The organism is Burkholderia sp. SR8, from assembly GCF_052851275.1.
On the sequence record NZ_JAULUC010000032.1, the window covers coordinates 48981 to 65631 of the forward strand.

At 68.7% G+C, this 16651-nt stretch carries 16 protein-coding genes; 12 read left to right on the plus strand and 4 right to left on the minus strand.

All coding sequences use genetic code 11. The features are described from left to right. The first annotated feature begins 143 nt into the window (after window positions 1-143). The 11 genes from urtB to ureG all read left to right on the plus strand — a co-directional run bounded on the left by urtB (window position 144) and on the right by ureG (window position 10244). A complete protein-coding gene (gene urtB / locus Q3A80_RS28555; protein WP_446332154.1) occupies window positions 144-1763 on the plus strand; it encodes an urea ABC transporter permease subunit UrtB in 1620 nt (539 codons plus the stop codon). A gap of 1 nt (window position 1764) precedes the next feature. Next, entirely contained in the window at window positions 1765-2955 is a 1191-nt protein-coding gene (urtC, locus tag Q3A80_RS28560; protein WP_446332155.1) for an urea ABC transporter permease subunit UrtC, read from the plus strand. Beyond that, complete coding sequence (gene urtD, locus Q3A80_RS28565; protein WP_446332156.1) at window positions 2952-3809, plus strand: urea ABC transporter ATP-binding protein UrtD; 858 nt, start codon at window positions 2952-2954, stop codon at window positions 3807-3809. Before urtC ends, urtD begins: the two co-directional genes overlap by 4 nt. A 4-nt stretch (window positions 3810-3813) precedes the next feature. Beyond that, a complete protein-coding gene (gene urtE / locus Q3A80_RS28570; RefSeq protein WP_446332157.1) occupies window positions 3814-4506 on the plus strand; it encodes an urea ABC transporter ATP-binding subunit UrtE in 693 nt (230 codons plus the stop codon). Window positions 4507-4741: 235 nt separating this feature from the next. Continuing rightward, a complete protein-coding gene (locus Q3A80_RS28575) occupies window positions 4742-5617 on the plus strand; it encodes an urease accessory protein UreD (RefSeq protein WP_446332158.1) in 876 nt (291 codons plus the stop codon). 248 nt (window positions 5618-5865) lie between these two features. Further along, window positions 5866-6168, plus strand: coding sequence for an urease subunit gamma (gene ureA, locus Q3A80_RS28580; RefSeq protein ID WP_006048588.1), 303 nt, complete (start codon window positions 5866-5868; stop codon window positions 6166-6168). Window positions 6169-6182: 14 nt separating this feature from the next. Next, a complete protein-coding gene (locus Q3A80_RS28585) occupies window positions 6183-6488 on the plus strand; it encodes an urease subunit beta (RefSeq protein ID WP_069241049.1) in 306 nt (101 codons plus the stop codon). Window positions 6489-6516: 28 nt separating this feature from the next. Next, window positions 6517-8223, plus strand: coding sequence for an urease subunit alpha (ureC, locus tag Q3A80_RS28590; protein ID WP_446332159.1), 1707 nt, complete (start codon window positions 6517-6519; stop codon window positions 8221-8223). A gap of 17 nt (window positions 8224-8240) precedes the next feature. Beyond that, a complete protein-coding gene (ureE, locus tag Q3A80_RS28595; RefSeq protein ID WP_446332160.1) occupies window positions 8241-8915 on the plus strand; it encodes an urease accessory protein UreE in 675 nt (224 codons plus the stop codon). After that, window positions 8902-9582, plus strand: a complete 681-nt coding sequence (locus Q3A80_RS28600; protein ID WP_446332161.1) for an urease accessory protein UreF — start codon at window positions 8902-8904, stop codon at window positions 9580-9582. Before ureE ends, Q3A80_RS28600 begins: the two co-directional genes overlap by 14 nt. Window positions 9583-9596: 14 nt before the next feature. Then, on the plus strand, window positions 9597-10244 hold the full coding sequence (gene ureG / locus Q3A80_RS28605) for an urease accessory protein UreG (protein WP_069746001.1): 648 nt from the start codon (window positions 9597-9599) through the stop codon (window positions 10242-10244). Between the two features lie 67 nt (window positions 10245-10311). Here the strand turns inward: ureG and waaA are convergent, their stop codons facing one another. From waaA to Q3A80_RS28625, 4 genes are all read right to left on the minus strand, one after another. Continuing rightward, the gene (waaA, locus tag Q3A80_RS28610; protein WP_446332162.1) at window positions 10312-11661 is read right to left on the minus strand and encodes a lipid IV(A) 3-deoxy-D-manno-octulosonic acid transferase; all 1350 of its coding nucleotides are present in this window, start codon (window positions 11659-11661) and stop codon (window positions 10312-10314) included. A 37-nt stretch (window positions 11662-11698) separates the two neighbouring features. Continuing rightward, entirely contained in the window at window positions 11699-12583 is an 885-nt protein-coding gene (locus Q3A80_RS28615; RefSeq protein ID WP_446332163.1) for a Kdo hydroxylase family protein, read from the minus strand. A gap of 61 nt (window positions 12584-12644) precedes the next feature. Then, window positions 12645-13640, minus strand: a complete 996-nt coding sequence (gene waaC, locus Q3A80_RS28620; RefSeq protein ID WP_446332164.1) for a lipopolysaccharide heptosyltransferase I — start codon at window positions 13638-13640, stop codon at window positions 12645-12647. 173 nt (window positions 13641-13813) lie between these two features. Then, complete coding sequence (locus Q3A80_RS28625) at window positions 13814-15208, minus strand: phosphomannomutase/phosphoglucomutase (protein ID WP_446332165.1); 1395 nt, start codon at window positions 15206-15208, stop codon at window positions 13814-13816. Window positions 15209-15450: 242 nt separating this feature from the next. Between Q3A80_RS28625 and Q3A80_RS28630 the strand changes: the two genes are divergently transcribed. Beyond that, a partial coding sequence (locus tag Q3A80_RS28630; RefSeq protein ID WP_446332166.1) for a lipopolysaccharide biosynthesis protein occupies window positions 15451-16651 on the plus strand: 1201 nt, incomplete at its 3' end.

A 16651-nucleotide genomic window follows, 5' to 3' on the forward strand; every position in this document is an offset into this window, starting at 1 on the left:
CCCCCGCCGCGCGGGCTCGCGCGGCAGCAACGCGTCGAAACCGGCATATCGGTGCGCCGGCATCACGCGCCGTCGCGATTGCCGAAGCCGCAGCCGTCACGCCGCTGCGTGAGACCGCTTCCCCACGCCTGACAGGAATTCCGATGCCGATACGCATTCACCGGACCGTCGTTGCGATCGTCGCGTGCGCCGCGCTGACGTGCGTGCTGCCGCGCGCCGCCTGCGCGCTGACGGCCGCCGATACCGCCGCACTCGCGGGCGACGACTTCGATGCCAAAACGGCCGCGATCGAACACCTTGCCGCCGATACCGATCCGCGCGCGGCCGCGCTGCTCGATGCGCTGTCGAGCGGCGACGCGCTCGCGACCGGCGACGGCCGCCTGCTGATCCAGACCGGCGACACCGCGCACGATGCGCTCACGCAGGCCGCCACGCCGGCCGGCGACGCGCAGCCCGTGATGCTGAACAACCTGCTGCGCGCCAGGATCGCCGCCGCGCTGTCGGGGCGCGCACTCGCGTCGCCCGATGTGGCCGCGCGTCGCGACGCGATCGATGCGCTGCTGAAGTCGCCCGACCCGGCGCTCAAGCCGATGATCGACCGCGCACGCGCCAAGGAAACCGACCCGGCGTTGAAGCGCCGTCTCGACGCGCTGTGGGCGATCGCCGCGCTGCACGACGCCGATCCGGCGAAGCGCCTCGAAGCCGTGCAAGTGGTGGCCGCGCGCCGGGATCTCGACATGATCGAACAGCTGCGCCCGCTCGTCGCGAAGAACGCGGACGGCAGCTACGCGGAATCCGACGCACGCGTGCGCGACGCCGCGCAACAGGGGCTCGATACGTTGCACGCGCTGCAGCGCCGCGGCGAGATCGCGGGCACCGTGTTCGCGGGCCTGTCGCTCGGCAGCGTGCTGCTGCTCGCCGCGCTCGGCCTCGCGATCACGTACGGGCTGATCGGCGTGATCAACATGGCGCACGGCGAATTCCTGATGATCGGTGCGTACGCAACCTATGTCGTGCAGACGCTGATCCAGCGCTACGCACCCGGCGCCTTCGACTGGTATCCGCTCGTCGCGGTGCCCGTGTCGTTCGCGGCGGCCGCGCTCGTCGGCATCGTGCTCGAACGGCTCGTGCTGCGGCATCTGTACGGCCGCCCGCTCGAGACGCTGCTCGCGACGTTCGGCGTGAGCCTGATCCTGATCCAGGCGACGCGCATGCTGTTCGGCGCGCAGAACGTGCAGGTCGTGAACCCGTCGTGGATGAGCGGCGGCGTAACCGTGATGCAGAACCTGATCCTGCCGTACAACCGGCTCGCGATCCTGGCGTTCGCGCTCGCGGTGGTGCTCGTCGCGTGGGCCGTGCTGACCAAGACGCGGCTCGGCCTGTTCGTGCGCGCGGTCACGCAGAACCGCCGGATGGCCGCGTGCGTCGGCGTGAAGACCGCGCGCGTCGACGCGTATGCGTTCGCGTTCGGCGCCGGCATCGCGGGCCTCGGCGGCTGCGCGCTGTCGCAGATAGGCAACGTGGGCCCGGACCTCGGGCAGAACTACATCATCGATTCGTTCATGGCGGTCGTGCTCGGCGGCGTCGGCCAGATCGCCGGCACCGTGCTCGGCGGCTTCGGGCTCGGCCTCGTCAGCAAGGCGATCGAGCCGTTCTGGGGCGCGGTGCTCGCGAAGATCGCGGTGCTCGTGATGATCGTGCTGTTCATCCAGAAGCGTCCGCAGGGCATGTTCGCCCCGAAGGGACGCAGCGCGGAGGCTTGACGTGACTTCATTCACCGATTCGTTGTCGAACCCGGTCGCCGACACGCCGAAGCCTGCCGCTGCCGCCGCGCGCGCGGAGGCACGCTTCGCGCTCGGCCTGCCGGCGCGCCCCGCGCTGCTGTCGCGCCGCGCGTGGCTCGCGCTCGTCGCGCTGTGCATCGCGATCGGCATCGGCGTGCCGCTCGCCGCGCTGGTCGCGCCGGAGTCGAGCGCGTTCCATCTGTCCGCGTATGCGATGACGCTTGCCGGCAAGCTGATGTGCTACGCGATCGCCGCACTCGCGCTCGACCTCGTGTGGGGTTACTGCGGCATCCTGAGCCTCGGCCACGGGCTGTTCTTCGCGCTCGGCGGCTATGCGATCGGCATGTACCTAATGCGCGAGATCGGCCGCGACGGCAAGTACGGCAGCGACCTGCCCGACTTCATGGTGTTCCTCGACTGGCATCGGCTGCCGTGGTACTGGAGCGGCACGCAACACCTGGCATGGGCGCTCGCGCTGGTCGTGCTCGTGCCGGCCGTGCTCGCCTGGGTGTTCGGCTTCTTCACGTTCCGCTCGCGCGTGAAAGGCGTGTACCTGTCGATCATCACGCAGGCGCTGACGTTCGCCGCGATGCTGCTGTTCTTTCGCAACGAGACGGGCTTCGGCGGCAACAACGGCTTCACCGACTTCAAGCGCATCGCGGGCTTTTCGATCACGTCGCCGGGCACGCGCACCGTGCTGTTGCTGCTGACCTTCGCGACGCTCGTGCTCGCGTTCATCGTTGCGCGTGCGGTCGTCACCAGCAAGCTCGGGCGCGTCGTGACCGCGGTACGCGACGGCGAGACGCGGCTGATGTTCCTCGGCTACAGCCCGCTCGCGTACAAGCTGTTCGTGTGGACGCTGTCGGCCGTGCTGTGCGGCATCGCCGGCGCGCTGTACGTGCCGCAGGTCGGCATCATCAATCCCGGCGAGATGTCGCCCGGCAATTCGATCGAAATGGCGATCTGGGTCGCGGTCGGCGGGCGCGGCACGCTGATCGGGCCGATCGTCGGCGCGTTCGCGGTGAACGGCGCGAAGAGCTTCTTCACCGCGTATTTCGCCGAATACTGGCTGTTCTTTCTCGGCCTGATCTTCGTGCTCGTGCCGCTGTTGCTGCCACGCGGAATCATGGGCCTCGTCGACACACTGCTCGCGAAGGGGAAACGCGGATGAACGGCACGGCTCTCTACCAGTTCACGCCACCGCCCGAAGACGAGCTGCTGGCCGTCAGCGGCACCGCATCGATGGGCCGCGTCGTGCCGGACGGCATCGACACGTCGCACGGCACGATCCTCTATCTCGAGGACATCGAGGTGAGCTTCGACGGCTTTCGCGCGCTGAACAAGCTGTCGCTCGCGATCGACGCGGGCGAGCTGCGCTGCGTGATCGGCCCGAACGGCGCCGGCAAGACGACGATGATGGACGTGATCACCGGCAAGACGCGTCCCGATGCTGGCAAGGTGTTTCTCGGCCAGACGATCGACCTCGCGCGGATGAACGAACCCGAGATCGCGCGCGCCGGGATCGGCCGCAAGTTCCAGAAGCCGACCGTGTTCGAACAGCATCCGGTGTGGGAAAACCTGGAGCTGGCGATGCAGACCGACAAGGGCTGGCTCGCATCGCTGCGCGCGCGGCTCGATCGCACCGCGCAGGCGAAGATCGAGGAGACGCTCGCGCTGATCGGTCTCGAAAGCGATGCGTATCGCGCGGCCGGCGAGCTGTCGCACGGCCAGAAACAGCGGCTCGAGATCGGCATGCTGATGATGCAGCGCCCGGCGCTCTTGCTGCTCGACGAGCCGGCGGCCGGGATGACCGATCACGAGACGATGGAGCTCGCAAAGCTGCTGAACACGCTGCGCGGCTCGTGCTCGATGATGGTCGTCGAGCACGACATGGAGTTCGTCGCGGCGCTCGCGGGCGATGCGGGCCGCGTGACGGTGATGGCCGAAGGCGCGGTGCTCGCGCAAGGCACGCTCGACCAGGTCAAGCGCGACGACGCGGTGATCGAGTCTTACCTCGGACGATGACGCAATGCTGAAGATCGATGCACTGAACCAGTACTACGGCGGCAGCCATATCCTGCGCAACGTGACGCTCGCCGCCGACGACGGCAAGCTCACCGTGCTGCTCGGCCGCAACGGCGTCGGCAAGAGCACGCTGCTGCGCTGCCTGATGGGCGTCGTCGCCGCGAAGAGCGGCAGCGTGTCGTGGCGCGGCACGTCGCTCGGCGCGTTGCCGCCGTATGCGCGCGTCGCGGCCGGGCTCGCGTACGTGCCGCAGGGCCGCGACATCTTTCCGCGGCTCACCGTCGAGGAGAACCTGCTCGTCGGCGCGGCGAGCCGGCGCGCGCCGTCGAAGGTGCCCGACCGCATCTACGATCTGTTCCCGGTATTGAAGGACATGCGCGCGCGGCGCGGCGGCGACCTGTCGGGCGGCCAGCAGCAGCAGCTCGCGATCGGCCGTGCGCTGATGAGCGAGCCGCAGCTGCTGATCCTCGACGAGCCGACCGAAGGCATCCAGCCGTCGATCATCCAGGACATCGGACGCACGCTGCGCCAGCTCGTCGACGAATCGAAGATGACGGTGCTGCTTGTTGAACAGTATTACGATTTCGCGCGCTCGATCGCGGACCATTACTGGGTGATGAGCCGCGGCGAGGTCATAGCGGGCGGCGATGCGCGCGACATGGAGACGAGCGGTGTGAGGGAGTTGATCGCGGTGTAGTGCGGCACGCGGCGCGGGATTGCGCCAATTCGCGGTGGCGGTGGTCGGCGGGTTTCAGGGGTGTCGCAGGTGTCGCAGGTGTCGCAGGTGTCGCTGGTGTCGCTGGTGCCGCTCGTGCCCCTCGTCGCGCCGTATCGCCGTCAATCTCCGCGCCACGCTCGGCAACGCCTGCGCCCGCGCGTATATTGTTGCGATAGCATCCTCGTTTTCCGTGCCCGTCCCCAGCTTCCCGCCGATGTCCGCCCCCGACTCCCACGCTCCGCTGTCCCGCCCCGCCGTCGCCAAGTCCTGGCGCGGCCGCCTCGAACTCGGCTTCGAACGGCACGGCGCGCGCACGACGCTCGTCCACCGGCTGCACGACGGCCCGCTGCGCGTGCAGCGGCCGCTGTATCCGGAAGGCGACGCGGTCTGCCACGCGGTGATCGTTCACCCCCCGGGCGGTGTCGCGGGCGGCGACCGGCTCGACATCGACATCGCGCTCGGCGACGGCACGCACGCGGTACTGACGACGCCCGGCGCGACGAAGTGGTACAAGTCGAACGGCCTCGACGCGACGCAGCGTATCGGCATCACGGTCGGCGCACATGCGAAGCTCGACTGGCTGCCGCAGAACAACCTGTTCTTCGACGCTGTGCACGCCGCGCTCGACTTCACGGTCAGGCTCGGCGCCGGCGCGAGCGCGCTCGGCTGGGATGCGACGCAGCTCGGCCGGCAGGCGGCCGGCGAAACGTGGTCGGCTGGCCGTATCGTGTCGCGCTCAGCACTCGTCGATGCCGACGGCCGGCCGCTGTGGACGGAGCGCGCACTGCTCGACGCGCACGATCCGCTGCGCGGCGCGCTGCAGGGCCTCGCCGGGTTTCCCGTGTACGGCACGCTGTGGGCGGCCGGCCCCGCGTGCGATGCGGCACTGGCCGAAGCGCTCGCCGCGCGCATGCCGTTCGATGAGACGCTGCGCACAGGCGCGACCTGCGTGACGCCGGGCGTCGTGCTCGTGCGTGCATTGTCGACGTCGATGGAAGCGCTGCAACGTCACTTCACCGACTGCTGGCTTTACCTGAGGCCAATCGTGCACGGCGTCGACGCACGACCGCTGCGTCTCTGGCAAACCTGAACATGCCGCACGCGGCACGCACCGTTTCGGCGCAGCGTTGCGGTCGGTACTGCCCACGATCCATGCACCGCGCACCAAGAACGCGCACCGCCGCCCGTTCGACCGGCATGGCACGCGCCTTGCTGCTTACATAACGGATACACGACGCACGCAAAGCGGCGCGGTGCTACGATGAGCCGCGCCCTGACCGCACCGCCACGCACCGCCACGCACCGATAAAAATTACGTTTTCCTGAACGACTGCCTTCATGAAACTGACTCCCCGAGAAAAGGACAAGCTGCTGATCTTCACGGCGGCGCTGCTGGCCGAGCGTCGCCGCGCGCGCGGGCTCAAGCTCAACTATCCGGAAGCGGTCGCGTTCATCACCGCCGCGCTGATGGAAGCCGCGCGCGACGGCAAGACCGTCGCCGAGGTGATGCACTACGGCACGACGCTGCTCACGCGCGACGACGTGATGGAAGGCGTGCCGGAGATGATCCCCGACATCCAGGTCGAGGCGACCTTCCCCGACGGCACCAAGCTCGTCACCGTCCACCACCCGATTCCGTGACCGAGGTACCGCGCATGATTCCCGGCGAAATCCTCACCGACGACGGCGAGCACGAACTGAACGCGGGTCGCGCGACGCTGTCGCTCGTCGTCGCGAACACCGGCGACCGCCCGGTGCAGGTCGGCTCGCACTACCACTTCTTCGAAGTCAACGATGCGCTGTCGTTCGATCGCGCGGCCGCGCGCGGCTTCCGGCTCAACATCGCGGCCGGCACCGCCGTGCGCTTCGAGCCCGGCCAGACACGCACCGTCGAGCTGGTCGAGTTGGCCGGCGAACGCGCCGTCTACGGTTTTCAGGGCAAGGTGATGGGGCCGCTGTAAGCCGCGCCCCGCTCTTCAGGAACAGCACATGACACTACGCTTGAGCCGCCGCGCGTACGCGGAAATGTTCGGGCCGACGACGGGCGACCGCGTGCGGCTCGCCGATACCGACCTGCTGATCGAGATCGAACGCGACTTCACCACGTACGGCGAGGAAGTGAAATTCGGCGGCGGGAAGGTGATTCGCGACGGCATGGGCCAGTCGCAGCGCGTGGCCGCCGACGTGCCCGACACGATCATCACGAACGCGGTGATCCTCGATCACTGGGGCATCGTGAAGGCCGACATCGCGATCAAGCACGGCCGCATCGCCGCGATCGGCAAGGCCGGCAATCCGGACATCCAGCCCGGCGTGACGATCGCGATCGGCGCCGCGACCGAAGTGATCGCCGGCGAAGGGCTGATCGTCACCGCGGGCGGCATCGACACGCACATCCACTTCATCAGCCCGCAGCAGATCGACGAGGCGCTCGCGTCGGGCGTCACGACGATGCTCGGCGGCGGCACGGGGCCGGCCACCGGCACCAACGCGACGACCTGCACGCCAGGGCCGTGGCACATGGAGCGGATGCTGCAGGCGGCCGACGGCTGGCCGATCAACCTCGGCTTTCTCGGCAAGGGCAACGCGAGCCTGCCGCAGCCGCTCGTCGAACAGATCGCGGCCGGCGCGATCGGGTTGAAGCTGCACGAGGACTGGGGCACGACGCCCGCCGCGATCGACAACTGCCTGTCGGTCGCCGACGACACCGACACGCAGGTCGCGATCCACACCGACACGCTGAACGAAGGCGGCTTCGTCGAATCGACGGTCGCCGCGTTCAAGGGCCGCACGATCCACACGTACCACACCGAAGGCGCGGGCGGCGGCCACGCGCCCGACATCCTGAAGGTGTGCGGCGAGGCGAACGTGCTGCCGTCGTCGACCAACCCGACGCGTCCGTACACGATCAACACGCTCGACGAGCATCTCGACATGCTGATGGTGTGCCACCACCTCGATCCGTCGATCGCCGAGGATCTCGCGTTCGCGGAGTCGCGGATCCGCCGCGAGACGATCGCGGCCGAGGACATCCTGCACGATCTCGGCGCGCTGTCGATGCTGTCGTCCGACTCGCAGGCGATGGGCCGCGTCGGCGAGGTGATCATCCGCACGTGGCAAACCGCGCACAAGATGAAGGTGCAGCGCGGCGCGCTGCCGGAGGACAACGCGCGCAACGACAACTTCCGTGCGAAGCGCTACGTCGCGAAGTACACGATCAACCCGGCGATCACGCATGGCATTGCGCACGAAGTCGGTTCGATCGAACCGGGCAAGTGGGCCGACCTCGTGCTGTGGGAACCGGCATTCTTCGGGATCAAGCCGTCGATGATCCTGAAAGGCGGGATGATCGCGATGGCGCAGATGGGCGACCCGAACGCGTCGATCCCGACGCCGCAGCCGGTCCACTACCGCGAGATGTTCGCGACGCGCGGCGGTGCGCTTGCGCGCACGTCGCTGACGTTCGTGTCGCAGATGGCGGCCGACGCAGGCATCGCCGAACGCTACGGACTCGCGAAGCGCATCGTGCCGGTGCGCAACTGCCGCAACGTGACGAAGGCCGACATGATCCACAACGCGTGGCGGCCGTCGATCAGCGTCGATCCCGAAACCTACGACGTGATCGCCGACGGCCAGTTGCTCACCTGCGAGCCGGCGACGGTGCTGCCGATGGCGCAGCGCTATTTCCTGTTCTGATTTCCGGTTTTCGTTCCATGCGCACTCTCGACAAACGCATTGCCCCGAACGTGAAGCTCGCCGCGTCGCTCGTCGCGCGCGCGCCGACGCTCACGCTCGCATACGACGCCCGCTGCAAGAGCCGCCTCGCAGCCACGCTCGACACCGGCGAGGACGTCGCGGTCCTGCTGCCGCGCGGTACCGTGCTGCGCGACGGCGACGTGCTCGTCGCCGACGACGGCGCGCTCGTGCGTGTCGCAGCGGCCCCCGAGACCGTGCTGCTCGTGCATGCCGCCGATCCGCTCACGCTGATGCGCGCCGCATATCACCTCGGCAATCGCCACACGCCGGTCGAGATCGGTGACGGTTATCTGAAGCTCGAAGCCGATCCGGTGCTCGCGGACATGCTGCGCCGGCTCGGCACGCAGGTCGACGAAACGAGCGCGCCGTTCCAGCCGGAAGCCGGCGCGTACGGCGGCGGCCACAAGCACGGGCACGATGCGACGTTCGCCGAGGATTACGCGCTCGCGCAGCAGGTGTTCGGCGAACACCACGGCCACTCGCACTCGCACTCGCACTCGCACTCGCACTCGCACTCGCACTCGCACGATCACGATCACGATCACGATCACGATCACGATCACGATCACGATCACGATCATCAGCATGGTCCTGGCTGCACGCATGGCCACCACGGTCATGACCACCACTGAACTCGTCGCGCTGCTGCATCTCGCGTCGCCGGCACTGCCGATCGGCGCGTTCAGCTATTCGCAGGGCCTCGAAGCCGCGCTCGACGCGAACCTGATCCGCGACGCCGACACCGCGCGCGACTGGATCGCGAGCGGTCTCACCGACGTGCTCGCGCACGGCGAACTGCCGTTTCTCGCGCATCAGATCGCGCGCTGGCATGCACACGACGCGCACGCGCTGACGAGCGAGAACGCATGGTTCGTCGCGAGCCGCGAATCGGCCGAACTGCGCCGCGAGACCGAACAGATGGGCTGGTCGCTCGCGCAACTGTGCGCGTCGCTCGAATGGGGCGATGCCGGCCGCCGCGCGACGCTCGCGTCGCTCGCGCCGATCGCGCTGCCCACCGCATTCGCATACGCGGCCGCCGCCCACGATGCCGGCGCCGATGCCGCGCTCGCCGCGTACGCGTTCGGCTGGGTCGAGAACCAGACCTCGGCCGCGCTGAAAGCGGTGCCGCTCGGCCAGCTTGCCGGCCAGCGCATCATCGTTTCGCTGCGCGGCGCGATCGACGCGGCCGTGCGCCGCGCGCTCGCGACGCCGCCCGACGCCGTCAACACGTTCGCGCCGCAGCTCGGCATCCTGTCCGCGCGGCACGAAACCCAGTATTCGCGGTTGTTCCGCTCCTGAACCCGATTCCCACCATGAATGCACCCGCACCCTCCTCCGCCCGCCGCACGAAGAAACTGCCGCCGCTGCGCGTCGGCATCGGCGGCCCGGTCGGCTCCGGCAAGACCACGCTGCTCGAAATGCTGTGCAAGGCGATGCGCGAGCGCTACGACCTCGTCGCGATCACGAACGACATCTATACGAAGGAAGATCAGCGCCTGCTGACGGTCGCGGGCGCGCTGCCCGAGGAACGCATCATGGGCGTCGAGACGGGCGGCTGCCCGCACACGGCGATCCGCGAGGATGCGTCGATCAATCTCGAAGCCGTCGACCGGATGCTGTCGCGCTTTCCGGATGCCGACATCGTGTTCATCGAATCGGGCGGCGACAACCTCGCCGCGACGTTCAGCCCGGAGCTGTCGGATCTGACGATCTACGTGATCGATGTCGCAGGCGGCGAGAAGATTCCGCGCAAGGGCGGCCCCGGCATCACGAAGTCCGACCTGCTCGTGATCAACAAGACCGATCTCGCGCCGCTCGTCGGCGCGAACCTCGACGTGATGGCGTCCGACACGAAGAAGATGCGCGGCGAGCGGCCTTACGTGATGACGAACCTGAAGGCGCTCGAAGGCGTCGCGGACGTCATCGCGTTCATCGAGAAGAAGGGGTTGTTGACGGTTTGACTGGCGACGCGGCGGCCCCTCGGCTGCCGCCGCCTACGCAGCGCGGGGACGGCCGTGCGCCGCCCGCTCAATCGCCGGATGCGTGCTGCATCGAATGCTTACCGTTCTCCACCGGCGGCAACAACGCCGCGAGCACGTCGACCGAGCGCGCGGTCGCGCCGCGATGGCGCGCCGCGAACGCGGCACCGGCCGCGCCCATCGCGACGCGCCGCGCATGATCCGCAAACAACGCGTCGAGCACGTGCGCGAGATCGAGCGGATCCGCGACCTGCAGCGCCGCGCCGGCCGCGACCGCATCGGCGGTTGCCTGCGTGAAATTGAACACGTGCGGCCCGATCAGCACCGGCACGCCGACCGCGCATGCCTCGATCAGGTTCTGTCCGCCCAGCGGCAGCAGACTGCCGCCGATGAATGCAACATCGGCGGCCGCGTAGTATGCACCGAGTTCACCCATCGAATCGCCGAGCAATACCGTCACGTCCGCCGGCAACGGTTCCGCCGCGGCGGGCCGTCCGGCCGCGAGCGCGGCGGCGTCCGCGCCCCACACCGAACGCCGTACGCACTTGAAGCCGTTGCGCGCGACCAGCGCCTCGACTTCGGCGAAACGCTGCGGATGGCGCGGCACGAGCATCAGCAGCGCGCCGGGCGTCTTCATCGCGGCGAACGCCTGCAGCACCAGCGCCTCTTCGTTCTCGCGCGTGCTCGCGGCAACCCACACGGGACGCGTGCCGATCGCGTCGCGCCATGCGTGGCCGCGTGCCGCCAACTCGGGCGGCGTCGTCATGTCGAATTTCAGGTTGCCGAGCACCGTCACGTTGCGCGCGCCGAGCGACGTCAGCCGCTCCGCGTCCGCCGGGCTCTGCGCGAGCACGCGCGAGAAGCCGCCGAACACGTCGCGCGTCGCCGCGCCGAACTTCGCCGCGCGCCGATGCGAGCGCGCGGACATCCGCGCATTGGTCAGCACGAGCGGCACGTCGGCGCGGCGGCACTCGTCGATCAGCGTCGGCCACACCTCGGTTTCCATCACGAGGCCGAGCGTCGGCCGCCATGCGTGCAGGAAACGCCGCACCGCGCCCGGCATGTCGTACGGCAGGTAGCAGCGCAGCACGCGTGCGCCGAAGATCTGTTCGCCGGTCGCGCGGCCGCTCGGCGTCATGTGCGTGAGCAGGATGCGCGCGTCGGGACGCGCCCGCATCAGCGCGTCGACCAGCGGCTGCGCGGCTCGCGTCTCGCCGACCGACACCGCGTGCACCCAGATCAGCGGCGCGCGATCGTCCGGAGAACGGCCCGCGACATGGCCGAAGCGTTCGCCGATGTGTTCGCGATAGCCGCGTTCCTTGCGTGAACGCACGAAAAGCCGGATCACCGCGATCGGCGCGACGAGCCACCACAGCGCGCGATAGATCGCCCTCAGCATGAGGCAGCCCCCGTCTTGCGTCGAAACAGGTGCGCGCTCAAACCAGCGCCCTGCCGGTCAGGCGCTCGAGAATCCCGAGCGGCGCGCATTCGCGGCGCACCATCGCATCGACCGGCAGGAAGAAGGTCTGCTCGAGCATGAACTGGCCGGACATCACAGCGTGCGAAGTCTGATCGGAGAAACATATCCACACGCTGCCCGGCGGAAACGGCATCGTCTGCTGTGGGCAGGTCTTCTGATAGTCGAGATCGGCCTTCATCCCGTCGTGCAGGTTCAGCATCAGGTGGTCGTACGCGCTGCGCGGCGACTTCGTCACGTGCAGCAGGTTCAGCAGCCATGCCGAACCCGGCAACTGCGGCCGGATCGTCGGCAGGAAACGCTTCGCGACGTCCTCGAACGGCTCGCCGACCCGCCATACGCGCGGCTGGCCGGCCGGATTCACGTTCGTGAATACGCGCAGGATCCGCTCGCCGTAGTTCGGCCGCGACGGGAACGCGTCGACGTGCAGCCGGCTGTCGTCCTTGCGCCACGACGTCTGGCGCGTCTCGACCTGCATCAGCCGCAGGCTCGTCGGCGCGACGCGCAGCTTGCCGCGGTATTCGGGGAACAGGCCGTCGACGAGCGTGCCGGCCTGCTGCTGGAAGCGCGCGACCAGCGCGCGCACGGCCGACTGCGTGACGCTGTCGCCGAGCACGCCGGCGAGCGCGCCGCCGTTCGGCGCGAGGCTGATGTTCTTGCGTTTCGGATCGGCGAGCGCCGGATCGAGCAGCGCTTCCTCGCCGCCTTCGATCGCGAAGCGCAGATGCGGGAAATACAACACCTTGCCTTCCTCGACCGCGGCCAGCAGCTGCTCGCGCGGCGCCGACAGGTTGTGTCCGCTCCAGTCGGCGGACGGGACTTCGATGATCTGGGATTCGCTCATGATCGGTTCGCGTGCGTGACAGGCAGCATAGGCAGGACGGGCTGGACGGACATCGCAGGCATCAGAGCAGGCCGAAGCCCGCGAGCGCCGCCTTCACCTGCGCGATCGACGGCGGCTGCCCCGCCGTGCCGAGATTGACGACGTTCGGCGACCAGTAGCCGCCGGTCCGCCACGCCGTCGCGAAATTGTACAGTTCGACCGTCGGACGCTTCAGCGCGGCCGCGATGTGAACCAGACCTGTATCAACCCCGACCGTCGCGGCCGCGCCGTCGATCAGCCCGACGACCGCCGGCAGCGACAGCTTCGGCGGCACGATCGCGGCCGCGCCGAACTCCTTCGCGAGCCGCTCGCTGGTCGCGCGTTCCGCGTCGTTGCCCCACGGCAGCACGAGCGACGCGCCGCGCCGCACGAGCGCCTGGCCGAGCTCGATCCACGCGGCGTCCGGCCATTGCTTGTCGGCGCGCGACGTCGCGTGCACGAACACCACGTACGGCACCGGCAGGTTCAGCCCGAGCGCCGCGACCGCGAGCGCGGCCGCCCGCGTATCGAGGCCGAAGTCGACCGGATCGGCCGGCGTGGGCGCCGGGTCGCCGAGCGCGGCCGCGACGAGCTGGCGCGAGCGCTCGACCACGTGCGTGCGCGGCGCGATCGGCACGCGCTTGCGATAGAAGAAGCGCACCGGCCATTCGTAACCCGCGCCGTCGGTACGGTTGCCGAGGCCGGCGAGCGGGCCGTGCGCCCAGCTCGCGACCCAGGCCGTCTTGATCAGACCCTGGCAGTCGATCACAAGGTCGTACTGCTCGGCCGCGAGGCGCTGGCGGAATGCACGGATCTCGCGCCACGTCGCGCGCGAGAACGGCTTCTTGCGCCAGCGGCGCAGCGAGAACGGCAGCACGTCGCGCACGCCGTCGACGAGCCGCACGAGGTCGACGAAGCTCTCTTCGACGAGCCAGTCGATCTGCGCATCGGGATGGCGGCGCCGGATATCGGCGATCACCGGCATGTTGTGCACGACGTCGCCCAGCGACGACACGCGCACGATCAGGATCTTTTGCACGCTGAAAAAACGCCGGCGGACGGCCGGCGACAGGCATAAAGACGCGATTTTATCGCGCCCGGACAGTCAGACAGACAAAAAGCGGCGCATGCCGGTGGCATGCGCCGCTTTTCGGGGATCGCGCGACGATCGGCTCGACCGCCGCGCCGGGAGCGGCCCGCGGCCGCGCCGGTTCAGAACGGCAGCTTGACGTCGGGCTTCGCGGCGGTCAGCACGCGGCGGAAGTCGTCCTGGATGCGCTTCAGCCCTTCACTGGTCTCCGATTCGAACCGCATCACGACGACCGGCGTCGTGTTCGACGAACGCGCAAGACCGAAGCCGTCCGGGTATTCGACACGCAGGCCGTCGATCGTCACGACTTCCTCGGCCCCGTCGAACTTCGCTTCCTTCTGCAGCTTCTCGATCAGGCGGAAGTTCTCGCCTTCGTCGAGCCAGAGCTGCAGTTCGGGCGTGCTCATCGCGTCCGGCAGACCGTTGAGCAGCGCGCTCGGATCGGCCGTCTTCGCGAGGATCTCGAGCAGGCGTGCGCCCGTGTACAGGCCGTCGTCGAAGCCGTACCAGCGATCCTTGAAGAACACGTGGCCGCTCATCTCGCCCGCGAGCGGTGCGCCCGTCTCGCGCAGCTTCGCCTTCACGAGCGAATGGCCCGTCTTCCACATCAGCGGCTCGCCGCCCTTCGCCTTCACCCACTGCGCGAGATGGCGCGTGCACTTCACGTCGTAGATGATCTGCGCGCCCGGGTTGCGCGACAGCACTTCTTCCGCGAACAGCATCAGCTGACGGTCCGGATAGATGATCTGGCCGTCCTTCGTGACGACGCCGAGGCGGTCGCCATCGCCGTCGAACGCGAAGCCGAGTTCGGCATCGGTGTCCTTCAGCGCCTGGATCACGTCCTGCAGGTTTTCCGGGTGGGCGGGATCCGGGTGGTGGTTCGGGAACGTGCCGTCGATGTCGGTGAAGCGCTCGACGAGCTCGCAGCCGAGCGCCTTGAACAGGCGCGTCGCGAGCGGGCCCGCGACGCCGTTGCCGGCGTCGACGACGAGCTTCAGCGGGCGCGCAAGCTTCACGTCGCCGACGATGCGCGCGACGTACTGGTCCGCGACGTCGAACGTCTCGAACGAGCCGCTGCCCGTTTCATAGCGCTCGTCGACGATGCGGCGGTACAGCGCCTGGATCTGCTCGCCGTAGATCGCCGCGCCGCGCAGCACCATCTTGAAGCCGTTGTAGTCCGGCGGATTGTGGCTGCCCGTGACGACGATGCACGAATCGACGCGGCGCTCGCCGCCCTTCAGCGCAAGCGGCACGCTCGCCGCGAAATAGCCGACCGGCGTGGGCACCATGCCGACGTCGACGACGTCGACGCCTGCCGCACGCAGGCCATCGGCGAGTGCGCCGACGAGCTCGGGGCCCGACAGGCGGCCGTCGCGCGCGACGACGACCGCATCGCCGCCCTGTGCGCGCACTTCGCTGCCGAATGCCCGGCCGATCGCGCGCGCCGTGTCGGCGTCGAGCGTCTTGCCGACCACACCGCGAATGTCATATGCCTTGAAGATGGATTGGGAGATCATCGATTCTCTCTCGGTTGCGTGCATGGAAAATAATCTGGCCGCCTTTCGCGCATGCCCGGCATCATACATGCGGGCTACGCGCCACCAGGAACGGGACGGCTGGAGCGACCCCGATCCCACTTATAATCGCGGGTTTCGATGACGCGGATTCCGTCCATTTTAATGCCTAGCCGTTCCGCCGCCGCCCACCTGCCGCCCCCGGGCGCCCTGCCGGCCGCCTCGCATGCGTGCGGCTGCCCCGCATGCTGAAGCGATTCGGCAACCCGGACGTCGCGAAGGCCGTCGCGAACCTCGTCTGGCTGGGGCTCGAACGGCTCACGCAGATCGGCGTCGCGATCGCGATCAGCGGCCTTCTGGCCCGATATTTCGGGCCTGACGTGTTCGGCAAATGGCAGTATGCGAATACGCTTCTCCTCGTACTGGCACCGCTCACCTGGGTGTGCGGCGCCGAAATCCTGGTTCCGACCATCGTCCAGCGCCCGCCCGCGCAACTCGGCGCGGTGCTCGGCAGCGCGTTCGCGCTGCGCATCGGCGTGTCCGCCGCCGCGCTCGTCGCGACCTGGATCGCGATCGCGGCCGGCGCATTCGATCCGCTCGTCGGCGCGATGCTCGCGGGCCTCGCAGTCACGATGGTGTTCCGCGAGCCGTTCGTCGGCGTGATCAACGCGTGGCTGCAGAGCATGACCTACAGCAAGCCGCAGCTCGTGACCAGCATGATCACCGCGCTGGCCAAGGCGCTCTGCGTGTGGCTGCTGGTCCGCGCGGCCGCCGGCCCGGCCCGCTTCGCGTGGCTGTGGGCACTCGAGGCCGCCGCGATCGGCTTCGCGCTCCTGCTGTACTACCGCCATCGTAACGGCGGCACGCTCGGCTGGACGTTCGACAAGCCGCTGTTCGGGCACTTCGCGACCGCCGGCACCGTGTTCTGGCTCGGCCTGATCTGCATGTACCTGTTCCTGAAGCTCGATCGCCTGATGCTCGAGCGTCACGTGTCGTTCGCCGACCTCGGCCGCTACGCGGCGGCCCAGCAGCTCAACGAGAACTGGATCACGCTCGCGCTGATGCTCGCGCAGACCATCGCGCCCGCGTTCGTGTACCGCGTGCAGGACGTCGCGCGGCTGCGCCGCAACATCGTCCGGCTGATCGCGATGACCGCCGGCCTGATGACGGCCGGCGCGCTCGTGCTGGACGCCGCCGCGCCGCTCATCGTCGGCAAGGTGTTCGGCCGCGGCTACGAGGCGTCGGTCGACATCTTCCGCTGGGCCGTCTGGCTGTCCGTGCCGGCCGGCATCGAGGCGATAGGCAATCTTATCGTTCTCAAATATCAAGCAAAATTCGTGTTGCTGGCGAAATGGGTGCTCGCGCTCGCGATCGCCGCGCTCGTCAACGTGTTCGCAATCCCGCGGCTCGGCCTGTATGGCGCGCTCGTCGGGCTCGCGGCCGGCT

Coding starts and splice junctions, on each gene's coding strand:
- urtB (WP_446332154.1), top strand. CDS start 144: ATGCCGATACGCATTCACCGGACCGTCGTTGCGATCGTCGCGTGCGCC.
- urtD (WP_446332156.1), top strand. CDS start 2,952: ATGAACGGCACGGCTCTCTACCAGTTCACGCCACCGCCCGAAGACGAG.
- urtE (WP_446332157.1), top strand. CDS start 3,814: ATGCTGAAGATCGATGCACTGAACCAGTACTACGGCGGCAGCCATATC.
- Q3A80_RS28575 (WP_446332158.1), top strand. CDS start 4,742: ATGTCCGCCCCCGACTCCCACGCTCCGCTGTCCCGCCCCGCCGTCGCC.
- ureA (WP_006048588.1), top strand. CDS start 5,866: ATGAAACTGACTCCCCGAGAAAAGGACAAGCTGCTGATCTTCACGGCG.
- Q3A80_RS28585 (WP_069241049.1), top strand. CDS start 6,183: ATGATTCCCGGCGAAATCCTCACCGACGACGGCGAGCACGAACTGAAC.
- ureC (WP_446332159.1), top strand. CDS start 6,517: ATGACACTACGCTTGAGCCGCCGCGCGTACGCGGAAATGTTCGGGCCG.
- ureE (WP_446332160.1), top strand. CDS start 8,241: ATGCGCACTCTCGACAAACGCATTGCCCCGAACGTGAAGCTCGCCGCG.
- Q3A80_RS28600 (WP_446332161.1), top strand. CDS start 8,902: ATGACCACCACTGAACTCGTCGCGCTGCTGCATCTCGCGTCGCCGGCA.
- ureG (WP_069746001.1), top strand. CDS start 9,597: ATGAATGCACCCGCACCCTCCTCCGCCCGCCGCACGAAGAAACTGCCG.
- waaA (WP_446332162.1), bottom strand. CDS start 11,661: ATGCTGAGGGCGATCTATCGCGCGCTGTGGTGGCTCGTCGCGCCGATC.
- Q3A80_RS28615 (WP_446332163.1), bottom strand. CDS start 12,583: ATGAGCGAATCCCAGATCATCGAAGTCCCGTCCGCCGACTGGAGCGGA.
- Q3A80_RS28625 (WP_446332165.1), bottom strand. CDS start 15,208: ATGATCTCCCAATCCATCTTCAAGGCATATGACATTCGCGGTGTGGTC.